The 19415-nt window shown below is 66.3% G+C and carries 15 protein-coding genes and 1 tRNA gene; 13 read left to right on the top strand and 3 right to left on the bottom strand.

Annotation, left to right across the window (positions count from 1 at the left end):
• Positions 1 to 26 precede the first annotated feature (26 nt).
• Positions 27 to 464, bottom strand: coding sequence for a response regulator (locus KHP16_RS12240; protein ID WP_109583100.1), 438 nt, complete (start codon positions 462 to 464; stop codon positions 27 to 29).
• Positions 439 to 2889 (bottom strand): ATP-binding protein, encoded by a 2451-nt coding sequence (locus KHP16_RS12235; protein WP_244835772.1) that lies wholly within the window; start codon positions 2887 to 2889, stop codon positions 439 to 441. Before KHP16_RS12235 ends, KHP16_RS12240 begins: the two co-directional genes overlap by 26 nt.
• Positions 2890 to 3067: 178 nt before the next feature.
• Between KHP16_RS12235 and KHP16_RS12230 the strand changes: the two genes are divergently transcribed.
• Complete coding sequence (locus tag KHP16_RS12230; RefSeq protein WP_211960267.1) at positions 3068 to 4177, top strand: SGNH/GDSL hydrolase family protein; 1110 nt, start codon at positions 3068 to 3070, stop codon at positions 4175 to 4177.
• A 34-nt stretch (positions 4178 to 4211) separates the two neighbouring features.
• On the opposite strand, the gene KHP16_RS12225 is transcribed toward KHP16_RS12230, so the two are convergent.
• Complete coding sequence (locus KHP16_RS12225) at positions 4212 to 4682, bottom strand: RrF2 family transcriptional regulator (RefSeq protein WP_109583706.1); 471 nt, start codon at positions 4680 to 4682, stop codon at positions 4212 to 4214.
• 215 nt (positions 4683 to 4897) lie between these two features.
• On the opposite strand from KHP16_RS12225, the gene fdnG reads away from it, so the two are divergent.
• From fdnG to KHP16_RS12165, 12 genes are all read left to right on the top strand, one after another.
• A complete protein-coding gene (fdnG, locus tag KHP16_RS12220; protein WP_147306188.1) occupies positions 4898 to 7963 on the top strand; it encodes a formate dehydrogenase-N subunit alpha in 3066 nt (1021 codons plus the stop codon).
• An 8-nt stretch (positions 7964 to 7971) separates the two neighbouring features.
• Positions 7972 to 8952, top strand: a complete 981-nt coding sequence (fdxH, locus tag KHP16_RS12215) for a formate dehydrogenase subunit beta (protein ID WP_109583104.1) — start codon at positions 7972 to 7974, stop codon at positions 8950 to 8952.
• Positions 8936 to 9586, top strand: a complete 651-nt coding sequence (locus KHP16_RS12210; RefSeq protein ID WP_109583105.1) for a formate dehydrogenase subunit gamma — start codon at positions 8936 to 8938, stop codon at positions 9584 to 9586. The genes fdxH and KHP16_RS12210 overlap by 17 nt, the downstream gene beginning before the upstream one ends.
• 82 nt (positions 9587 to 9668) lie before the next feature.
• The gene (gene fdhE / locus KHP16_RS12205) at positions 9669 to 10646 is read left to right on the top strand and encodes a formate dehydrogenase accessory protein FdhE (protein WP_109583106.1); all 978 of its coding nucleotides are present in this window, start codon (positions 9669 to 9671) and stop codon (positions 10644 to 10646) included.
• Positions 10636 to 12081, top strand: a complete 1446-nt coding sequence (selA, locus tag KHP16_RS12200; RefSeq protein ID WP_244835771.1) for an L-seryl-tRNA(Sec) selenium transferase — start codon at positions 10636 to 10638, stop codon at positions 12079 to 12081. The genes fdhE and selA overlap by 11 nt, the downstream gene beginning before the upstream one ends.
• The gene (selB, locus tag KHP16_RS12195) at positions 12078 to 14066 is read left to right on the top strand and encodes a selenocysteine-specific translation elongation factor (protein ID WP_211960266.1); all 1989 of its coding nucleotides are present in this window, start codon (positions 12078 to 12080) and stop codon (positions 14064 to 14066) included. Before selA ends, selB begins: the two co-directional genes overlap by 4 nt.
• Positions 14045 to 14140 (top strand) — tRNA-Sec (locus KHP16_RS12190). The genes selB and KHP16_RS12190 overlap by 22 nt, the downstream gene beginning before the upstream one ends.
• Before the next feature lie 147 nt (positions 14141 to 14287).
• Complete coding sequence (locus tag KHP16_RS12185) at positions 14288 to 15430, top strand: transglutaminase-like domain-containing protein (RefSeq protein WP_109583708.1); 1143 nt, start codon at positions 14288 to 14290, stop codon at positions 15428 to 15430.
• Positions 15431 to 16501, top strand: coding sequence for a selenide, water dikinase SelD (gene selD / locus KHP16_RS12180; RefSeq protein ID WP_244835770.1), 1071 nt, complete (start codon positions 15431 to 15433; stop codon positions 16499 to 16501).
• A 180-nt stretch (positions 16502 to 16681) separates the two neighbouring features.
• Entirely contained in the window at positions 16682 to 16882 is a 201-nt protein-coding gene (locus KHP16_RS12175) for a DUF3311 domain-containing protein (protein WP_109583108.1), read from the top strand.
• Positions 16879 to 18369 (top strand): monocarboxylate uptake permease MctP, encoded by a 1491-nt coding sequence (mctP, locus tag KHP16_RS12170; RefSeq protein ID WP_109583109.1) that lies wholly within the window; start codon positions 16879 to 16881, stop codon positions 18367 to 18369. The genes KHP16_RS12175 and mctP overlap by 4 nt, the downstream gene beginning before the upstream one ends.
• Positions 18370 to 18543: 174 nt before the next feature.
• Positions 18544 to 19413 (top strand): alpha/beta fold hydrolase, encoded by an 870-nt coding sequence (locus KHP16_RS12165; protein ID WP_115953086.1) that lies wholly within the window; start codon positions 18544 to 18546, stop codon positions 19411 to 19413.
• The last annotated feature ends 2 nt before the right edge of the window (positions 19414 to 19415 follow it).

Genomic DNA, 19415 nt, shown 5'->3' with positions numbered 1-19415 from the left:
TCGGTTAGCGCTCGGTTATCTCTCGGTTAGCGCTGATAAGGGGGCGGTTCGTTGAGGACCGCCCAGAACACGCCAAGATCGTTGATCGCCGCCATGAAGTCGTCGAACTCCACGGGCTTGACCACATAGGCATTCACGCCGAGATCGTAGCTGCGCAGCAGATCGCGCTCCTCCCGCGAGGACGTGAGCATCACCACGGGAATGCGGCGCAGCCGCTCGTCGTCGCGCACGGCCTTGAGCACCTCGTGCCCATCGATCTTCGGCAGCTTCTTGTCGAGCAGAATCACCGCCGGATTCTCTTCCAGGCGCGTTGCCCAGTTGCCTTCGCGGCGCAGGTAATCGAGCGCTTCCGCGCCGTCGCGCACGGACACCACCGGATTGGCGAGCCGTGAGCGCTCGAGCGCGATCAGCGTCAGCTCGATATCGTCGGGATTATCTTCAACCAGCAGGATCGGCCTCAGCACGATCGTCCTCCACTTTCTTCGTATCTTTGAACACCGGCCGGTACGGCTGGCCGGATGACACCGCCGCCAGTCGCGCGGCCGTCTCGGTCACGGTCTCATGGACCGGCACCGTCTCGGGCGCGACGTCTCGCGGCAGCGAAAATGCAATGGTAGCGCCCCGGTCCAGCTGTCCTTCGGCCCAGGCCGTTCCGCCGTGGCGCTCGACGATACGCCGGACGCTAGCCAGACCGATCCCTGTTCCCGGGAAATCCTCGAACCGGTGCAGCCGCTGGAACACGCCAAACAGCTTGTCCGCGTAGCGCATGTCGAAGCCCACGCCGTTGTCCTGCACCGTGATCACGTCCTGTCCGGGAAGCCGGCGGTCCCCTTCCAGGCGCTCGCCTTCCGTGCGCGTGATCGCGATGCGCGCCGGTGGCTGGCCATCGGCGCCAGTACGCGTGCCCGTGAATTTTATCGCGTTCGAGATCAGGTTCCGCAGAACCACGACCATCAGCACCGGATCGGCATTGACGATGCCCAGCTTGCCGATCTCCCACTCGATGCGGCGGTCGATCTGCCGATCCCCGAGGTCGCGCGTCTCGTCGGCGATCACACGCGACACCAGTTCGTCCAGGTCCAGCGGCTGCGCGCGCAGCGCGGCGCGGCCCATCTGCGAGAATGACAGCAGATCGTCGACGAGCTTGCCGCCGAAGCGCGCCTGCGCAATGATCCGCTCGACGAAATGCCGCCCGCGATCGGACAGCCGGGCCTGCTCCATCTCGCGCAGCAGGTCCGCGTAGCCGACGATATGGCGCAGCGGCGCGCGCAGGTCGTGCGACACCGTATAGGAAAAGCCTTCCAGCTCGCGGTTCACGCGACCGAGCTCAAGCGCCAGCTGCGCCAGTTCTTCGGCGCGTCGCAGCACCAGGTTGAGCAGCGCGCCGCGGAATTCGCCGGCGATTTCGATCTCGGCCTGGCGCCACGGGGCGGACCGGTTCCGCACGGTCTGCGTCCACACTTCGAAACTTTCGCGCGGGGACAGCGATGGCGACAGCTTTGACAGCTTGGCGCGCGGATCGCCGGCCCAGCGAATGGTGCGCACGACTTCGGGCCGGAACCAGATGACATAGTTGCGGAACAGCCGCGACAGCGACACCGCGAGCAGGCCCGACGTCGAGGGCGATAGCGTGGCCGCCTCCGGCCATGCCTCCGCGAGGTTGTCGGTGGCGTAGACGTCTTCGGTCCGCTTGTCGAACCACCCCACGAGACGCTCGATCACGTCGGTGGGCGGCGCTTCGCCCATGCGTACCACGCGGCCTTCGAAGATCACGGCCGCGCCCGTGGCGCCCGGCAGGTCCAGCAGGTCGCGCGGGTCCGCGGCGATCGCGTCGATGAAATCTTCCGAATTGGCCATCGACGCCAGCAGCCGCGCCTGGCGGCGCCGCAGTTCCAGCCGGTAGTCCGCTTCCGCGTGGTCTTCCTTTGCCTCGATCTGCAGCGACAGCACCTGCGCGATGTGTTCGCATGCGGTGCGCACTTCGAACGGCGGGACGCGCGCGGTATCGTGGTGGCACGAGATCAGGCCCCACAGACGGCCGCGCACGACGATGGACATCGACATCGACGACCACGTTCCCATGTTCTTCATGTATTGCACGTGCACGGGCGAGATGCTGCGCAGCGAGGCATACGTGAGGTCCGTGGTGCGGCCGGTGGCTGGATGCAGCGGCGGGACCAGCGGCGAGGCCACATAGTCCGCGTCGGCGATCAGCCGGATGCGGTTTCGCACGTACAGCGCGCGCGCCTGCGGCGGAATATCCGATGCGGGAAAGCGCTGACCGAGGTAGCCGGCATAGCCCGGCGACAGCGACTCGGCGATGACGTGGCCGTGGCCGTCGTCGTCGAACGAGTAGACGAGCGTGCGGCCATAACCGGTGATGCGATGCACCTCGCGCGCGGCGAGCACGGCGAGTGCGTCGGCATCGTCGACGTCCTGCAGGCTGTTGATGAACGTGCGGACCAGCGGGTACATCGACGCGAACACGTCCGAAGTGTCGCGCGCGGGCTCGAGCTCGACGATCGTGGCGCCATCGTATCGATGCACGACGATCGCAAGCGGCGCGTGCATGTTGCCGCGCGGGTCGTCGATCGATCCCGCGTACAGCGGGATGCCTTCGGCATCAAGGTCGCGTAGCGCCGTGGCCACGAGTTGCGCGCCGCGTTCGCCGAGCACCGACGCCAGCGGCTGGCCGAGTACCGCGTCGGCATCCGCGTGCACGAGCGCGCCGATATTGGCGCTCACCTGCACCACGATGCCGCCCTCGCCCACACTCAGCAGATATCCGTGCGGTTGGATCCCTCCGGGAATGTGGATGGGCTCGCGCGCGCAATCTGCTTCTACGGCATTCGTGGCAATCGTCGGGGCACTCATCGAGCTGTCAGCCATGTCTGCTCCGTCAAAGAGAGCCCGATTCTCTCACACCGCACTCGCCCCCGGTGGTTTGAAAGAATTACCCGCGAAAGAATTACCCGCAAAAGAATTACCCGCGACATCGCGCTCGATTCGGTCATGCATCCCGCAATTGTTCCGCTATGCTCGAAAGGCCCACAACGATGCGAACGCCATGACCACGCAACCACTCCGACGCCGATTCTTCCGCAACCTGGCCGCGCTGGCGCTCACCGGTCTGCTTGCCGCCTGTGTGTCCGACGGGGACGATGACGGCAGCCTGCCGCCCGCCGACACCCCCGGCGGGGTCCGCCTGCAGATCGTCTCGTTCGGCGACAGCCTTTCCGACGTCGGCACGTACGCCCCGTTCGCGAACACGCTCGGCGGCGGGCGCTTCACGACGAACCCGGGACAGGTGTGGACGCAGCGCGTGGCGACGTACTACGGCGACACGCTGGTGGCGGCGCAGACGGGCGGTTTTTCCGTGCCCGTTGTGAACAACCCCAACGGCTACGGCTACGCGCAAGGCGGTGCGCTGGTCAGCGGCACGCAGGGCAACAACTGGGCGCCAAACGGCACGGCCGCCCTCACCGTACCGGTGGCCACACAATTCCAGAACTATCTTTCCGCCCACGGCAACTTCCGGAACGACCAGCTCGTGCTCATCCAGGGCGGGCCCAACGACGTGATCCAGGCCGCGAACAGTGTCGCCGCGAACCCGACGGACCTCACCGCGCCCGCGGCGGCCACCACGGCGGTCCAGTCGGCCGGCGTCGCGCTGGCCAGGGTAGCGCAGAACGCGATCCGCAACGGCGCGCGGCATGTGGTCGTCGTCAACAGCCCCAACCTCGCGGAGACCCCACTGACGATCCTGTCGGTGAGCCCGACCGCGACGGGCGCGTTGTTCAACTCGCTGGTGCAGGCGTTCAATACCGCGCTCGCCACGCAACTGACCAATGACGGCACGATGCGCCAGGTCGTCTATATCGATGCCGCGGCGTGGTTCCACGACACGCTCGCCAGCTACCAGTCGCAGGGATTCACGGTGTCCAACACCGCCACGGCATGCAACCTCGCCGCCATGGCCCTGCGGCCGCCGCCCGCTTTCCAGTCGAATCCGCTCGGCTATGCCACGTCCCTGTTCTGCTCGCCCGCGAACTTCACGGTGGCCGGCGCCGATCAGACCTACATGTTCGCGGACCTCGTCCACCCGACCACGCACCTGCACGCACTGTTCGCCCAGAACGTCCAGCGCGCCATCGCCGCCTCCGGCCTCGGGCGCTGACCCGCGCCGGCAATATGGCCTGGGCGCTTCGGTATCAGGCGGGCGCGGTCTTGATGGGCAGGCGGACGAGGGCCGCCCGGTCGTCGAGGACGCGTTGCAGGGCGTGGGGCTTGCGGACAAGGTCTTCGAGCGTGTGACGGTCCAGGACGTCGAAGTACGCCTGTAGCGCTTCGTGCAGGACGCCGCGCAGGCCGCAGACCGGCGTGATCAGGCATTCGTTGCCGGTGCGGAAGCATTCGACGATGCCGAAATCCGGCTCCATCGTGCGGATGACCGCGCCCACGCCGATCTGCGACGCGGGGCGCGCCAGCTGGATGCCGCCCGACCGGCCGCGCAGCGTCAGCAGGAAGCCCTCCTGCCCCAGCCGGTGGACGATCTTGATCAGGTGGTTCTTGGGGATACCGAAGCTGTCGGCAATCTGCTGGATCGTCACGAGCCCGTCCGGGTGCACGGCGATATAGATCAGCGTTCGCAGCGCATAGTCGGTGTAGTCGGTCAGTTTCATGGGAACGGTCGCGGGGACGTAGCGGATTAACGTATGCGAAGCATACATGTTTAATCGCCCTGTCACGATGCCCCATTAAAGTGCATTGTCCAGCACCCTGGACGCTATGTTCCACGCTGCACATTTCACGGACGTTTGCAGGCGGCATTGCCTATACTCCGAGTTGTCTTCACACAAGCCCAAGAGTCCGGGATAACCCGGCAAGGAGTGTCCTCATGGTTAAGATGAACCGCCGACAGTTCCTGAAGATCACGGGAGCTTCGCTGGCGGGTTCCAGCCTCGCGTTATTGGGGGTCGCCCCCGAGACCGCGCTGGCGGAGGTGCGCACGTACAAGCTCGCGCGCACCACAGAGACCCGCAATACCTGCCCCTATTGCTCGGTCGCCTGCGGGCTGCTGATGTACAGCCTGGGCGATGGCGCGAAGAACGCGACCAAGTCCGTCATCCACATCGAGGGCGATCCCGACCACCCGGTCAATCGCGGCACGCTGTGCCCGAAGGGCGCCGGCCTGATCGACTTCATCCACAGCCCCGGCCGCCTGAAGTACCCCGAGTACCGCGCCGCGGGCTCGGACAAGTGGGAACGCATCAGCTGGGACGACGCGCTCGACCGCATCTCGAAACTGCTCAAGCAGGACCGCGACGCGAACTTCGTCGAGAAGAACGAGAAGGGACAGACCGTCAATCGCTGGCTGACCACGGGCATGCTTGCCGCGTCGGCCGCGAGCAACGAGGTCGGCTATATCACGCACAAGACTGTCCGCAGTCTTGGCATGCTGGGATTCGACAATCAGGCGCGTGTCTGACATGGCCCGACGGTGGCAGGTCTTGCCCCGACGTTTGGCCGTGGAGCGATGACGAACCATTGGGTCGACATCAAGAACGCGGACGTTATCCTGATCATGGGCGGCAATGCCGCCGAGGCACACCCGTGCGGCTTCAAGTGGGTCACCGAAGCGAAGGCACACAACAAGGCGCGGTTGATCGTCGTGGATCCGCGCTTCACGCGCTCGGCCTCGATCGCCGACTATTACGTGCCGATTCGCACCGGCACCGATATCGCCTTCCTGGGCGGCGTGATCAACTATCTGCTGACCAACGACAAGATCCAGCATGAATATGTGAAGTCGTACACGGACTTCTCGTTCATCGTGCGCGAGGACTTCAAGTTCGAGGACGGCATCTTCTCCGGCTACGACGCGGAGAAGCGCTTCTATGACAAGTCCACGTGGGAGTACGAGCGCGGCGAGGACGGCTATGTGAAGACGGACCCGACGCTCGCCCACCCGCGCTGCGTCTACCAGCTCATGAAGGCGCACTACGCGCGCTACACGCCGGAAGTCGTCGAAAAGATCTGCGGATCGCCGAAGGACAAGTTCCTCAAGGTATGCGAGATGATGGCCTCCACGGCCACGCCCACGCGCGCCATGACGATCATGTACGCGCTCGGCTGGACGCAGCACTCGATTGGCTCCCAGAACGTGCGTTCCGGCGCGATGGTGCAGCTGCTGCTGGGCAACATCGGCGTGGCGGGGGGCGGCATGAACGCGCTGCGCGGCCACTCCAACATCCAGGGGCTGACCGACCTCGGGCTGCTGTCCAACTCGCTGCCGGGCTACCTGACGCTGCCCGGCGAGGCCGAGCAGGACTACCAGAAGTACATCGAGGCGCGTTCGCCGAAGCCGCTGCGTCCCAACCAGCTCAGCTACTGGCAGAACTATCCCAAGTTCCACGTCAGCCTGATGAAGGCGTGGTGGGGCAATGCCGCCACGGCCGAGAACAACTGGGCGTACGACTATCTGCCGAAGCTGGACAAGCCCTACGACATGCTCCAGATGTACGAGCTGATGACGCAGGGCAAGATCAACGGCTACATCGCTCAGGGCTTCAACCCGCTGGCGGCCGCGCCGAACAAGAACAAGCTGCTGCGCGCCTTCTCGAACCTGAAGTTCATGATCGTGATGGATCCCCTCGCGACCGAGACTTCGGAGTTCTGGCGCAATGCCGGGGAGAGCAACGACGTCGATCCCAAGAAGATCCAGACCGAGGTGTTCCGCCTGCCGACCACCTGCTTCGCCGAAGAAAACGGCGCGCTCGTGAACTCGTCGCGCTGGCTGCAGTGGCACTGGCAAGGCGCGGATCCTCCCGGAGAGGCCCGCAGCGACATCGAGATCATGTCGGACATCTGGCTGCGCATGCGCAAGATGTATCAGACCGACGGCGGCAAGTATCCCGACCCGATCGTGAATCTCGCATGGCCGTATGCGGTACCGCATTCGCCGACGCCGGACGAGCTCGCGAAGGAATACTCGGGCCGCGCGATCACGGACCTCGTCGATCCGAAGGACCCGACCAAGGTCATCCGCAAGGCCGGCGAGCAGCTCGACAGCTTCGGCCAGTTGCAGGCCGACGGCAGCACGAGCAGCGGGTGCTGGATCTATTGCGGCGCGTGGACGCAGGCCGGCAACCAGATGGCCAAGCGCGACACGGCGGATCCGACCGGCATCGGCCAGACGCTCAACTGGGCATGGTCGTGGCCCGCCAACCGGCGCGTGCTGTACAACCGCGCGTCGTGCGACGTGAATGGCAAGCCGTTCAACCCGGACCGCAAGCTCATTGCATGGAACGGCAAAAGCTGGACCGGTTTCGACACGCCCGACTACAAGCTCGATGAAGATCCGGCCAGCGGCATGGGTCCGTTCATCATGCAGCCGGAAGGCGTGGCGCGGTTCTTCGCGCGCGGCAACATGGTCGAGGGGCCCTTCCCCGAACACTACGAGCCGTTCGAGAACCCTCTCGGCTACAACGTCCTGCACAAGAACAAGCAGGCGGTCAGCAATCCGGCCGCGCGCGTGTTCAAGGACGACTGGCAGCAGTTCGGCAAGGCGGATGCGTTCCCGCACATGGCCACGACGTACCGGCTCACCGAACATTTCCACTTCTGGACCAAGCACGCGCGCATCAACGCGGTGCTGCAGCCGGAGCAGTTCGTGGAGATCGGGGAAGACCTGGCCAGGCAGGTGGGCGTGAAAGCCGGCGACCGCGTCAAGGTCTCGTCCGCGCGCGGCTACATCAAGGCCGTGGCGCTCGTCACCAAGCGCATCAAGCCGTTCGCGATCGATGGCAAGACCGTGCACATGGTCGGCGTACCGCTGCACTGGGGTTTCACCGGCCTGACCAAGCCCGGATTCATCACCAACACACTGACGCCATACGTGGGCGACGGCAATACCCAGACGCCGGAGTTCAAATCGTTCATGGTCAAGGTTGAAAGGGCATAGGGGGCGCGATGGCACTACAGTCTCTCGATATCGTCCGGCTGTCGGCTACCACCACGCCCATGCCGAGCGTGCGGCAGCCGATCACCGGCAGCGTCGCCAAGCTGATCGACACCACCAAGTGCATCGGCTGCAAGGCCTGCCAGGCGGCGTGCATGGAGTGGAACGACCTTCGGGGCGATGTGGGCGTGAACGTCGGCGTCTACGACAACCCGGCCGACCTCGACGAACATACGTGGACGCTGATGCGGTTCTCGGAATACGAGAATCCCAACGGCAACTTCGAATGGCTGATCCGCAAGGACGGCTGCATGCACTGCGAGGATCCGGGCTGCCTCAAGGCCTGCCCCTCGCCGGGTGCGATCGTGCAGTACGCGAACGGCATCGTGGACTTCCACGAGGAGGCGTGCATCGGCTGCGGCTACTGCGTGGCCGGCTGCCCGTTCAACATTCCGCGTATCTCCAAGACCGACCACAAGGCGTACAAGTGCACGCTGTGCTCGGACCGCGTGGCCGTGGGCCAGGAACCGGCCTGCGTCAAGACGTGCCCCACCGGCGCGATCGTGTTCGGCACCAAGACGGACATGATCCAGCATGCGGAGGAACGCATCGTCGACCTCAAGTCGCGCGGCTTCGACCAGGCGGGCCTGTACGACCCGGCCGGCGTCGGCGGCACGCACGTGATGTACGTGCTGCACCACGCGGACCAGCCGAAGCTGTACCACGACCTGCCCGAAGATCCGAAGATCAGCCCGCTGGTGAGTCTGTGGAAGGGCATCGCCAAGCCCCTCGCGGTTGCGGGCATGGCGTTCGCGGCGCTGGCCGGGTTCTTCCACTACATCCGCGTGGGTCCGAACGAGACGGGTCCCGAGGACGAAGCGGCGGCCGAGGACGAGATCGTGCGTTGGGGCCGCGACAATCCGAAGCCGCAGGGCATGCCTGCCGGCGCCAAGCCACCCGAGGAGGAGGTCCGCGATGAGGAACGTCGATAAACACCGCCCCGCGGTGATCCACCGCTATTCGGCCGGCGAGCGCACGAACCACTGGATCGTCGCGTTCACGTTCGTCTTGCTCGCCTTGTCGGGGCTCGCGCTGTTCCATCCGTCGATGTTCTGGCTCTCCGCGCTGTTCGGAGGCGGCACGTGGACGCGCATTCTCCATCCGTTTATCGGCGTGGTGATGTTCGTCTGCTTCGTGGTGCTGGCGCTGCGGTTCTGGCACCACAACCTGCTGACGCGCAGCGACGCGGAGTGGCTGCGCCATGCGGACGACGTGGTCAACAACCGGGAAGAGAACCTGCCCGAGGTCGGCCGCTACAACGCCGGCCAGAAGCTGCTGTTCTTCATGATGGTCGGCTGCCTGCTGTTTCTGCTGCTCAGCGGCATCGTGATCTGGCGCGCGTACTTCGCGATGTACTTCCCGATCTGGGCGATCCGCCTGGCGGCGGTGGTCCATGCCGTTTGCGCCTGGGGCCTGATTTGCGGCATTATTGTGCACATCTATGCGGCCGTCTGGGTCAAGGGTTCGGTGCAGGCCATGACGCGCGGTACCGTGACGCCGGGCTGGGCGTGGAAGCACCATCGCGCATGGTTCCGCGAGACCTTCCGGCCGAGCGACAAGACGTAGCCACAAGACGTAGCGGCAAGACGTAGCGACACGACATAAGTAGCCCTGAGAGCGTGGCGACGCTCTCCTTTCAGGACAATCGATGGTGCAACGCATTCTGCAGCCGCTGGAAATCGAGTCAACCGATCACGTCTCGATCGCCCGCCTGCGGCTTCCCGAGCGGTCGGAGGTGTTTGCGCTCCGCGCGCAGCGGCTTCGCAAGCTGTCGGTCGACAATCCGCTGGGCCAGGCCTTCGGGCCTTATCTCGCGCTGATGGCGGGCGTGGCCGAGGCCCAGCATGCCATCGCGGGCACGCTTGAACTGCCGATGCCTTCCGACGCCGCCATCGACCGGGCGCAATCGCATCGCATGCCGATTCTCGCGGCGATGGACGAAGAGGCGCTGGCGGGCTGGCAGCCGGTGGCGCAGCGGCTGATCGCGGATCTGATCGCCCATGGCACCCTGCCGCCCGACGCCCTGGCCGCGCTGCGGGCGTTGACGCCCGACACCCTCGACGAACAGGCGCAGGCCATCCTCGGCATGCGGGATCTGCCCGTCGATGGCATGAGCGCGCCGTTCATCATGGCCGCGCTACAGCTGCATCGCACGGTACTGGCGTCCCAGTTGCGCGAGTCGCAGGTGCCGACGCTCGACGTCGCCACGGTGTGCCCGTGCTGCGGGTCGCTGCCGGTGGCGAGCGTCGTGCGCATCGGCGGCCGTTACCAGGGCCTGCGCTATCTGCAATGCGGACTATGCGCGACGGAATGGCATATGGTGCGCGTCAAGTGCAGCCACTGCGAGTCGACCGAAGGCATCAGCTATCACGTCGTCGAGGAGCATCACGAGGCATTGAAAGCCGAGACCTGCGACCAGTGCCATCACTACCGCAAGATCGTCTACATGGAAAAGGACGCGACCGTCGAGCCGCTGGCCGACGACCTCGCCTCCCTCGCGCTCGATGTCATGATGGCCGAGGCGGGCTACGGACGCGCGAGCGGGAATCCGCTGCTGTGGCTCGGCGAGGGGGATGACGAGCGGGGTGACGAGGGTAGCGACGCGGACGATGCCGATGAACGATAGCGTGTCGGCCGCCGCCCGGCCCGCGGACATCCCCTCGGTCGATCGCCTGCTGAACCAGCCTTTCCTGCAACCGCTGATCGCGCGCCATGGCCGCGCGCCGGCCACCGCCGCGCTGCGGCGTCTGCTCGACGGCCTGCGCGCCGAAGCCGTGGCCGGACGCCTCACGCGGCAGGCGCTGGAGGATGCCGCGCTGCATGACGCGCTGGCGGAAGCGCTGGCCCGCGACAGCGCGCCGCGCCTGCGCGCGGTATTCAATCTGACCGGCACCGTCCTGCATACCAATCTCGGCCGCGCGCTGCTGCCCGAGAGCGCCGTGCAGGCGGTCATGCGCGCGATGACGAGCGCGGCCAACCTCGAGTTCGATCTCGACGATGGCGGCCGCGGCGATCGCGACGACCTGATCGACGATCTGCTGTGCGAGCTCACGGGCGCGGAGGCCGCGACCGTCGTCAACAACAATGCCGCCGCGGTGCTGCTCGTGCTCAATACGCTGGCGCAGCGGCGCGAAGTCGTGGTGTCGCGTGGTGAGCTCGTGGAGATCGGCGGGGCGTTTCGGATTCCGGACGTCATGCAGCGGGCGGGGGCGAAGCTCGTGGAGATCGGCACGACCAATCGCACGCATCCGCACGACTATGCGAATGCCGTGGGCGCGCGTACCGCGATGCTGATGAAGGTGCATTGCAGCAACTACGAGATCACGGGCTTCACGCGAAGCGTGGAAGTCGCCGAGGTCGCCAGTATCGCCAGGCCTCACGGTGTGCCCGTGGTCGTGGATCTTGGCAGCGGCACGTTGTGCGACCTCACGCGGTGGGGCCTGCCGCGCGAGACGACGGTGCGCGAGACCGTTGCGGCGGGCGCGGACCTTGTCACGTTCAGCGGCGACAAGCTGCTGGGCGGGCCGCAGGCCGGACTGATCGTCGGCCGCAAGGACCTCATCGCGAAGATCAAGAAGAACCCGCTGAAACGCGCGCTGCGGGTGGGCAAGATCACGCTCGCGGCGCTGGAACCGGTGCTGCGGCTGTATCGCGATCCGGAGACGCTGACGCAGACGCTGCCCACGCTGCGGCTGCTCACGCGCCCTGTTTCTTCGATGGCCACCATGGCCGAGCGCCTGCTGCCGCGACTGCAACCCGTGCTCGGCGAGGCATGGCGCGTGGATGCGGTGCCGACCGTGAGCCAGATCGGGAGCGGTGCGATGCCCGGCGGGCGGTTGCCGAGTTACGGCCTCGCGATCGCGCCGTCGGGTGCCGCCGGTGGCAAGCGTGGCGGTCGTCAACTGCAGCGGCTCGAGGCGGCCCTGCGCGGACTGCCGCGCCCGGTGATCGGGCGCGTGGGCGACCAGGCGTTGTGGCTCGACCTTCGTTGCCTCGAAGATGCCGACGAAGCGGAATTCGTCGCGCAGTGGGCACAGCTGGCTGACGCACTGCGCTCATGATCGTCGGCACGGCCGGACACATCGATCACGGCAAGACCACGCTGGTTCGCACGCTGACCGGCGTCGATACCGATCGCCTCAAGGAAGAGAAGGCGCGCGGGATCTCGATCGAGCTCGGTTACGCCTACACGCCGTTGCCCAATGGCGATGTGCTCGGCTACATCGACGTGCCGGGGCATGAGAAGCTCATCCATACGATGGCCGCCGGCGCGAGCGGCATCGACCTGGCCCTGCTGGTCATCGCCGCGGACGATGGCGTCATGCCGCAGACCCTCGAACATCTTGCGATCGTGCAACGGCTGGGCGTGACGCGGGCGGTTGTGGCGCTGACCAAGGCGGACCGCGTGGACGATGCGCGTTTAGCCGCGGTCGGGCGGGAGGTGGCCGCGTTGCTGGCGGAAACGCCCTATGCCGATGCGCCATGCTTTCCCGTCAATGGCACCGATGTCGCGCATGCTGGCGTGGTGGCCTTGCGGGCGTACCTGCACGATGCGGCCATGCGCCTGCCCGCGCGTCGCGAGTCGGGGCTGTTTCGGCTCGCGGTGGACCGCGTGTTTACGCTCGCCGGGCATGGCACGGTGGTCACGGGCACCGTGTTCAACGGGCATGTCGCCGTGGGCGACGCCATGCAGCTGGCGCCGGCCGGCCTCCCGGTACGGGTGCGCAGCATCCACGCGCAGCAGCGGCCGGCCGAGGTTGGGGTCGCGGGCCAGCGCTGCGCGCTGAATCTCGCAGGCATCGACAAGGACGCCATCCGGCGCGGCGACTGGATCGTGGCCCCCGCGCTGGTCTCCCCTTCACCGGTCAAGCGTCTCGACGTATCCATCACGCTGAGCCCCGATACCGATGCGCGGCTTGGCCACTGGACGCCGGTGCACGTGCACCTCGGCGCGACGCACCGCACCGCCAACATCGTCCTGCTGGACCGCGACACGCTGGCCCCAGGCATCACCGGCGCCGCCACGGCGGCCAATGATGCCGGCCATGCAACCGGTAGCGCGCTCGCGCAGCTGGTGTTCGCCGCGCCCGTCTGCGCGCAGGCCGGGGACCGGCTCATTCTCCGCAACGCGCAGGCCACGCAAACCATTGGCGGCGGCACGGTACTCGACAACGTCGCCCCGGAGCGCCACCGCCGTACTCCCGCGCGCCTCGCGTGGCTGCGGGCCATCGAGGCGATGCTCGCGGGTGAGGGCCTTGCCCCGCTGCTCGCGCAGGCGCCGCACGGCATCGCCCACGCCCGGCTCGTGCGCCTGACCGGACTACCGCCCGACGCATGGGACGTGCCGCCCGACGCGATCTCGTTCGGCAAAGAGGACCGGTGCCTCATCCTTGCCTCGTCGCTGCAGTCCCTGCGCCAGAAGATCCTCGACACCCTCGGCGCGTTCCACGCGCGTCTGCCCGACGAGCCCGGGCTCAATGCCGGCTCCCTCAGGCGACTGGCATTCGCCGGCGCCACGGTGCCGGATGCGCTGTGGACCGCGCTGCTCGACGCGCTTATCGGCGAACGCGCGGTGGAGCGGCACGGCGGCTGGCTCAGGCTGCCCACGCACGAGATCGTCATGACCGCCGCCGAGCGCGCGCTCGCCGACGCGTTGCTGCCGCGCGTGCTGGCGGGCGGCTTCGATCCTCCCTGGGTCCGCGATCATGCCGCCGCATTGAACGCCCCGGAGGACGCCGTGCGCGCCCTGCTGCGCAAGCTCGCCAGACAGGGCGCGATCCATCAGGTCGTGCGCGACCTGTTCTACGCCGAGGCATCGATTGACGCTTTGGCGACCCACGTCGCCACGCTGGCGACGGACCATCCCCGCGTCGAAGCCGTGCATTTCCGCGATGCAGTGGGGTTAGGCAGAAAACGGGCGATCCAGATTCTGGAATTCTTCGACCGCGCGGGATACACTCGGCGCGTTGGTAACGGGCGGATGCTGCGCCCGGACAGTCATTGGCATTCATCCAGCACGACCACGGAAGGCACGCGTATCCGGTGATGCGGCCGGACTTCAAATCCGGTTGGGGGCGTCAGACGTTCCCAGGTAGGTTCGACTCCTGCTGCTTTCCGCCAGTTTTTTCGTAGTAGATCGTTGTAGCACCACATTGCCGCGCCGCAGCATCCTCTGCCCCGCGGTTCTCCCGCCAAACCTCGCTCGCACGACCTACCATGCAGCGGCAGCCGTTGGGCAAGTTTCGAGTCTCGAACAAGGGGATCATCATGGATCGACGCAATTTCCTGCGGCTCGGCGCCGCGTTACCCGTCTCCGGCATGGCCGGCATCCTGCCCGCCCACGCGGCCCAATCCGCATCCGGCTCGCTCCCAGGCGCAAGCGCCAAAGACATCCAGAGCGCGAGCGGCTGGCGCGTGTATGAAATGACCACCGAGGTCACGCTGCCCCCGGCCGCCGCCCCGGCACGCGTATGGCTACCGGTCACCGCCCAGCAGGTCGGCGACTACCAGCGCACGCTGGCCACCGAATGGAACGCCCCGGGCGCCCATACCCGCGCCGCCACCGCTGACGGATACGACGTGCGCATGGTCGCCATCGACTGGCCCTCCGCTCCGGATGGCGCGCCGCTGAAGGCCACGCTGACCAACAAGGTCGCCATCCGCGACCGCGACGTCGACCTCGGCGCCGCCCCCTCCGCCCGCGCGCCGCGCGAATCCGCGGCCACGTTGCGCGAGTATCTGCGTCCAACAGCGTTGATGCCCACCGACGGCATCGTGCGCGACACCGCGCTCAAGATCACCGCCGGTCTCGACGACGACATGACCCGCGCCCGCGCCATCTACCAGTGGGTCGTCGACAACACCTGCCGCGACGCCAGCGTACGCGGCTGCGGCACCGGCGACGTGGTCACGATGCTCAAGACCGGCGGCCTCATGAACGGCAAGTGTGCCGACATCAATGGCCTGTTCGTCGCACTCGCGCGCGCGGCCGGTATCCCCGCGCGCGATGCCTATGGGGTGCGCGTCGACACGTCCTCGCTGGGCTTCAAATCGCTCGGCAAGGCTGGCGATATCTCGAAGGCCCAGCACTGCCGCTCCGAGTTCTATGCGGCGGGCTACGGCTGGATCCCGGCCGATCCGGCCGACGTCCGAAAGGTCGCGCTCGAAGAAAGTCCCGGCGGCCTGCCGATGACCGACAGCAAGGTCCGCGCCGCGCGCGCCATGCTGCTCGGCGCATGGGAAGGCAACTGGGTGGCCTACAACCACGGCCACGATGTCGCGCTGCCCGGCAGCCATGCCGCTCCCGTGCCGTTCCTGATGTACCCGAACGGCCAGACCGTGGCCGGCACGCTCGATAGCCTCGACCCGGACAAGTTCGGCTATCGCATCACGTCGAAGAGGATCGCGTAAATGGCGGAAGTTGCAATGCGCGACGGACAGCCCCGGCTGACGTCGCTCGCCCACGGCGGCGGCTGCGGTTGCAAGATCGCGCCCGCCGTGTTGTCGGAAATCCTGCGCAACGCCCGGCTTTTCCCCGCGCCGCCACCACCGCCGCAACTGCTGGTCGGCATCGAGACCAGCGACGACGCGGCGGTCTACAAGCTCAACGACACGCAGGCCCTCATCGCGACCACGGACTTCTTCATGCCCGTGGTCGACGACCCGTTCGACTTCGGGCGCATTGCGGCGACGAACGCCATCTCCGATGTGTACGCGATGGGTGGCACGCCGATTCTCGCGCTGGCGCTCGTGGGCATGCCCGTCGACAAGCTCGCACCGGAAGTCATCGGCAAGATCCTCGAAGGCGGCGAATCGGTCTGCGCGCAGGCCGGCATCGCCATCGGCGGCGGCCATACGATCGACTCCGTGGAGCCGATCTATGGCCTCGTCGTGATGGGCCTCGTCCATCCCGACCGCATCAAGCGCAATCGCGATGCGCGCGCGGGCGACGTACTGGTCCTCGGCAAGCCGCTCGGCGTCGGCGTGTATTCGGCGGCGATCAAGAAGGAACAGCTCGACGCCGAGGGCTATCGCGAGATGATCGCCAACACCACGCGGCTCAATACACCCGGCAAGACGCTCGGCGACCTGCCCGGCGTGCATGCGTTGACCGACGTCACGGGCTTCGGCCTGCTTGGGCATCTGCTGGAGTTCTGCCGCGGCAGCGGTCTCACGGCGCAGGTCGACATGGCGCGTGTGCCATTGCTGCCAGGCGTGGCGGCGCTCGCCGAGGCCGGTCATGTCACGGGCGCGTCCAGGCGCAACTGGGCGAGCTATGGCGGCGACGTCTCGCTCTCTCAGGACATCTCCGCGGTCCAGCAGGCGTTGCTGACCGATCCGCAGACCAGCGGTGGCCTGCTCGTCGCCTGCGCGCCCGACGCGGCGGAAGCGGTGCTCGCGCTGTTCCGCCGCGAAGGCTTCGACCACGCGGCCGTCATCGGGCAAATGGTCGAGGGCGGTGCGAACGTGATAGTGCGATAGCAGGTTTTTTTCGTAATCGCCCCCTTTCGACCGCAACTTCCGGCTTTGTACCGGCGTTGATACAAAGCCGGAAGAACACGACACAAACCAGACAACGCCTCCCGTCAGAATCGTGCTCCGGGGCCGACCATGCGCGCTTTGCCCGCATGTCACGGCTTTGTACATTCCCTGGAGAACACGATGGAGACTTCCCAGCAAAGTGGAGGCGGCGGCTGGACGCGCCTGCTTCTGCTCGCCCCCTATATCGCGCTGCTATGGCTGCCGTTCTATAACGACACGCAGCCGGCGTTTCTCGGCTTTCCCTTCTTTTACTGGTACCAGTTCCTCTGGGTGCCCATTACCTCGCTGCTGCTGTTCATCGTGTATCGGAGCATGAAATGACCGAGCCGACCGCGATCGACAGCACCGCCATGGCGGTGTTCATCTTCTTCTTCGCACTCGTGACGGTGCTCGGTTTCGTGGCCGCGCGCTGGAAGCGTGGCGACCTGACGCAGCTGCACGAATGGGGTCTCGGCGGACGGCAGTTCGGCACGCTGATCTCGTGGTTCCTCGTCGGCGGCGACTTCTACACGGCGTACACCGTCATCGCCGTGCCCGCGCTGGTCTACTCCGTGGGTGCATACGGCTTCTTCGCGCTGCCGTACACGATCATCGTCTACCCGTTTGTGTTCGCGGTCATGCCCAAGCTGTGGGAGGTATGCCATCGCAACAACCACATCACCGCGGCAGACTACGTGCATGGCGAATTCGGCGGCAAATGGCTGCCCGCGGCCGTGGCCCTGACGGGCATCATCGCGACGCTGCCGTACATCGCGCTGCAGCTCGTTGGCATGCAGGTCGTGATCAAGAGCCTCGGTGTCACGGGAGAACTGCCGCTGGTGGTCGCATTCGCGATCCTCGCGGTGTACACGTACTCGAGCGGCCTGCGCGCGCCGGCGATGATCGCCTTCGTCAAGGACATCATGATTTACATCGTGGTGATCGTTGCAGTGTCGATCATTCCGAGCAAGCTCGGTGGCTACGGGTCGCTATTCGAGTCCGCGGACAAGTTCTTCCAGGCCAAGGGCGGCGCCACGGGCATCATCCTGCAGCCGTCGCAGTTCATGGCGTATGCCACGCTCGCGCTCGGCTCCGCCCTCGCCGCGTTCATGTACCCGCATACGATGACGGCGGTGCTGTCCTCCTCCTCGGCGAAGACCGTACGAAAGAACGCGATCGTGCTGCCCGCGTACACACTGCTGCTCGGCCTGATCGCGGTGCTCGGCTATATGGCGATCGCGGCGAACGTGCACGTGACGTCGGCCTCTGACGTGGTGCCCACGCTGTTCCTCACGCTGTTCCCGTCCTGGTTCGTCGGCTTCGCCGCCGCGGCCATTGCGATCAGCGCGCTGGTTCCGGCGGCCATCATGTCGATCGGCGCGGCCAATCTGTTCACGCGCAACCTGTATCGTCCGCTGGTGAACCCGAACATCTCGCCCGAGAAAGAAGCGAAGAGCGCCAAACTCTTCTCGCTCGTGGTCAAGTTCGGCGCGCTGCTGTTCATCATCGTGCTGCCCACGCAGTACGCGATCGACCTGCAGCTGCTCGGCGGCGTCTGGATCCTCCAGATCTTCCCCGCGGTGGTGTTCTCGCTGTACACGCGACGCCTGACCACCACCGGCCTGTTCGCGGGCTGGATCGTCGGCATCGTGCTTGGCACGAGCCTCGCGTCGGTGATGGGCCTCAAGCCCGTGTACACGCTGCATATCGGCGGCAGCGCTTACCCGACGTATATCGGCCTGATCGCGCTGGCGGCGAACATCGTCGTATCGTTCGTGGTGTCCGCCCTCACGCAGCGGCAACGCGCCGTCGCGCACGCGGCGCAGTGATACTCGTCTGTCTCAGGAGGCAGCCCCCTTCTCCTCGTGGAGAGGGGGGCGGCCTCAACATGTATCGAGCGTGCAAACAAGTGTAATCCCGGCCCGTCTTAAAGCACGCTCCCGCGGCATCTCCTACAGTCCGGCTCTTGCAGGGCCCACGACAACACAACGAGGAGATCGTTCATGCCGCAGCTTCGAATCCATCATCGCCTCAAGCCGCTGTTCGCCGCCGTCGTCATGATGGCCACCGCGCACTGCGCCCACGCACTGGAACGCTGGCAGACGCTGCCACCCACGCCCACGCCAGTGAAATGGGCGCAGGAGCGGCATAGCGAACTGCGCGGCATCCGTCTCTACAACGCCGAGGTCGGCAAGGGCTCGCCCGTGATCGTGCTGCATGGGGGCCTCGCGAATTCCGACTACCTCGCCCATCAGATCCGCACGCTCAGCGCGAACCACCGCGTGATCGCCGTCGACTCGCGCGGCCACGGACGCAGCACGCGCGATGCCACGCCGTATGGCTACGACCTGATGGCGGATGACGTCATCGCCCTCATGGACGAACTGAAGATCCCGCGCGCCGATATCGTCGGCTGGAGCGACGGCGCCATTCAGGCGCTGGACATCGCCATCCGTCATCCGGAACGCGTCGGCAAGATCGTTGCCTTTGGCGTGAACACCAGGACCGACGGGCTGATTCCCGCATTCGACCAGAACCCGGTGTTCGCCGCCTATATCGAACGCGCGGGCAAGGAGTACACAAAGCTGTCGCCGACGCCGAACGACTACGACGCGTTCCTCGCCCAGATCGGCAAGATGTGGGAAACCGAGCCCAACTGGACGGACGCGCAGCTGAAAACGATCCAGTCACCGGTGCTCGTCATGGACGGCGACCACGACGAAGGCATCAAGCGCTCGCACACGGCCTACATCGCCCGCACGATTCCCCATGCGCGCATGCTGATCCTGCCGAACGCCAGCCACTTCGCGTTCATGCAGGATCCGAAGGGATTCGACGCGGCGATCGTCAAGTTCCTCGACGGGAAGCACTGAGC

This window comes from Cupriavidus plantarum (assembly GCF_905397285.1).
Lineage (GTDB): Bacteria > Pseudomonadota > Gammaproteobacteria > Burkholderiales > Burkholderiaceae > Cupriavidus > Cupriavidus plantarum.
This window is presented reverse-complemented; position numbering and strand designations above follow the sequence as displayed.

Excerpts from the sequence above, each read along its gene's own strand:
- selA (WP_244835771.1), top strand. The coding sequence starts at position 10,636 with ATGAACGATAGCGTGTCGGCCGCCGCCCGGCCCGCGGACATCCCCTCG.
- fdhE (WP_109583106.1), top strand. The coding sequence starts at position 9,669 with ATGGTGCAACGCATTCTGCAGCCGCTGGAAATCGAGTCAACCGATCAC.
- KHP16_RS12235 (WP_244835772.1), bottom strand. The coding sequence starts at position 2,889 with ATGGCTGACAGCTCGATGAGTGCCCCGACGATTGCCACGAATGCCGTA.
- mctP (WP_109583109.1), top strand. The coding sequence starts at position 16,879 with ATGACCGAGCCGACCGCGATCGACAGCACCGCCATGGCGGTGTTCATC.
- selB (WP_211960266.1), top strand. The coding sequence starts at position 12,078 with ATGATCGTCGGCACGGCCGGACACATCGATCACGGCAAGACCACGCTG.
- fdxH (WP_109583104.1), top strand. The coding sequence starts at position 7,972 with ATGGCACTACAGTCTCTCGATATCGTCCGGCTGTCGGCTACCACCACG.
- KHP16_RS12165 (WP_115953086.1), top strand. The coding sequence starts at position 18,544 with ATGCCGCAGCTTCGAATCCATCATCGCCTCAAGCCGCTGTTCGCCGCC.
- selD (WP_244835770.1), top strand. The coding sequence starts at position 15,431 with ATGGCGGAAGTTGCAATGCGCGACGGACAGCCCCGGCTGACGTCGCTC.
- KHP16_RS12225 (WP_109583706.1), bottom strand. The coding sequence starts at position 4,682 with ATGAAACTGACCGACTACACCGACTATGCGCTGCGAACGCTGATCTAT.
- KHP16_RS12185 (WP_109583708.1), top strand. The coding sequence starts at position 14,288 with ATGGATCGACGCAATTTCCTGCGGCTCGGCGCCGCGTTACCCGTCTCC.
- KHP16_RS12210 (WP_109583105.1), top strand. The coding sequence starts at position 8,936 with ATGAGGAACGTCGATAAACACCGCCCCGCGGTGATCCACCGCTATTCG.
- KHP16_RS12175 (WP_109583108.1), top strand. The coding sequence starts at position 16,682 with ATGGAGACTTCCCAGCAAAGTGGAGGCGGCGGCTGGACGCGCCTGCTT.
- KHP16_RS12230 (WP_211960267.1), top strand. The coding sequence starts at position 3,068 with ATGACCACGCAACCACTCCGACGCCGATTCTTCCGCAACCTGGCCGCG.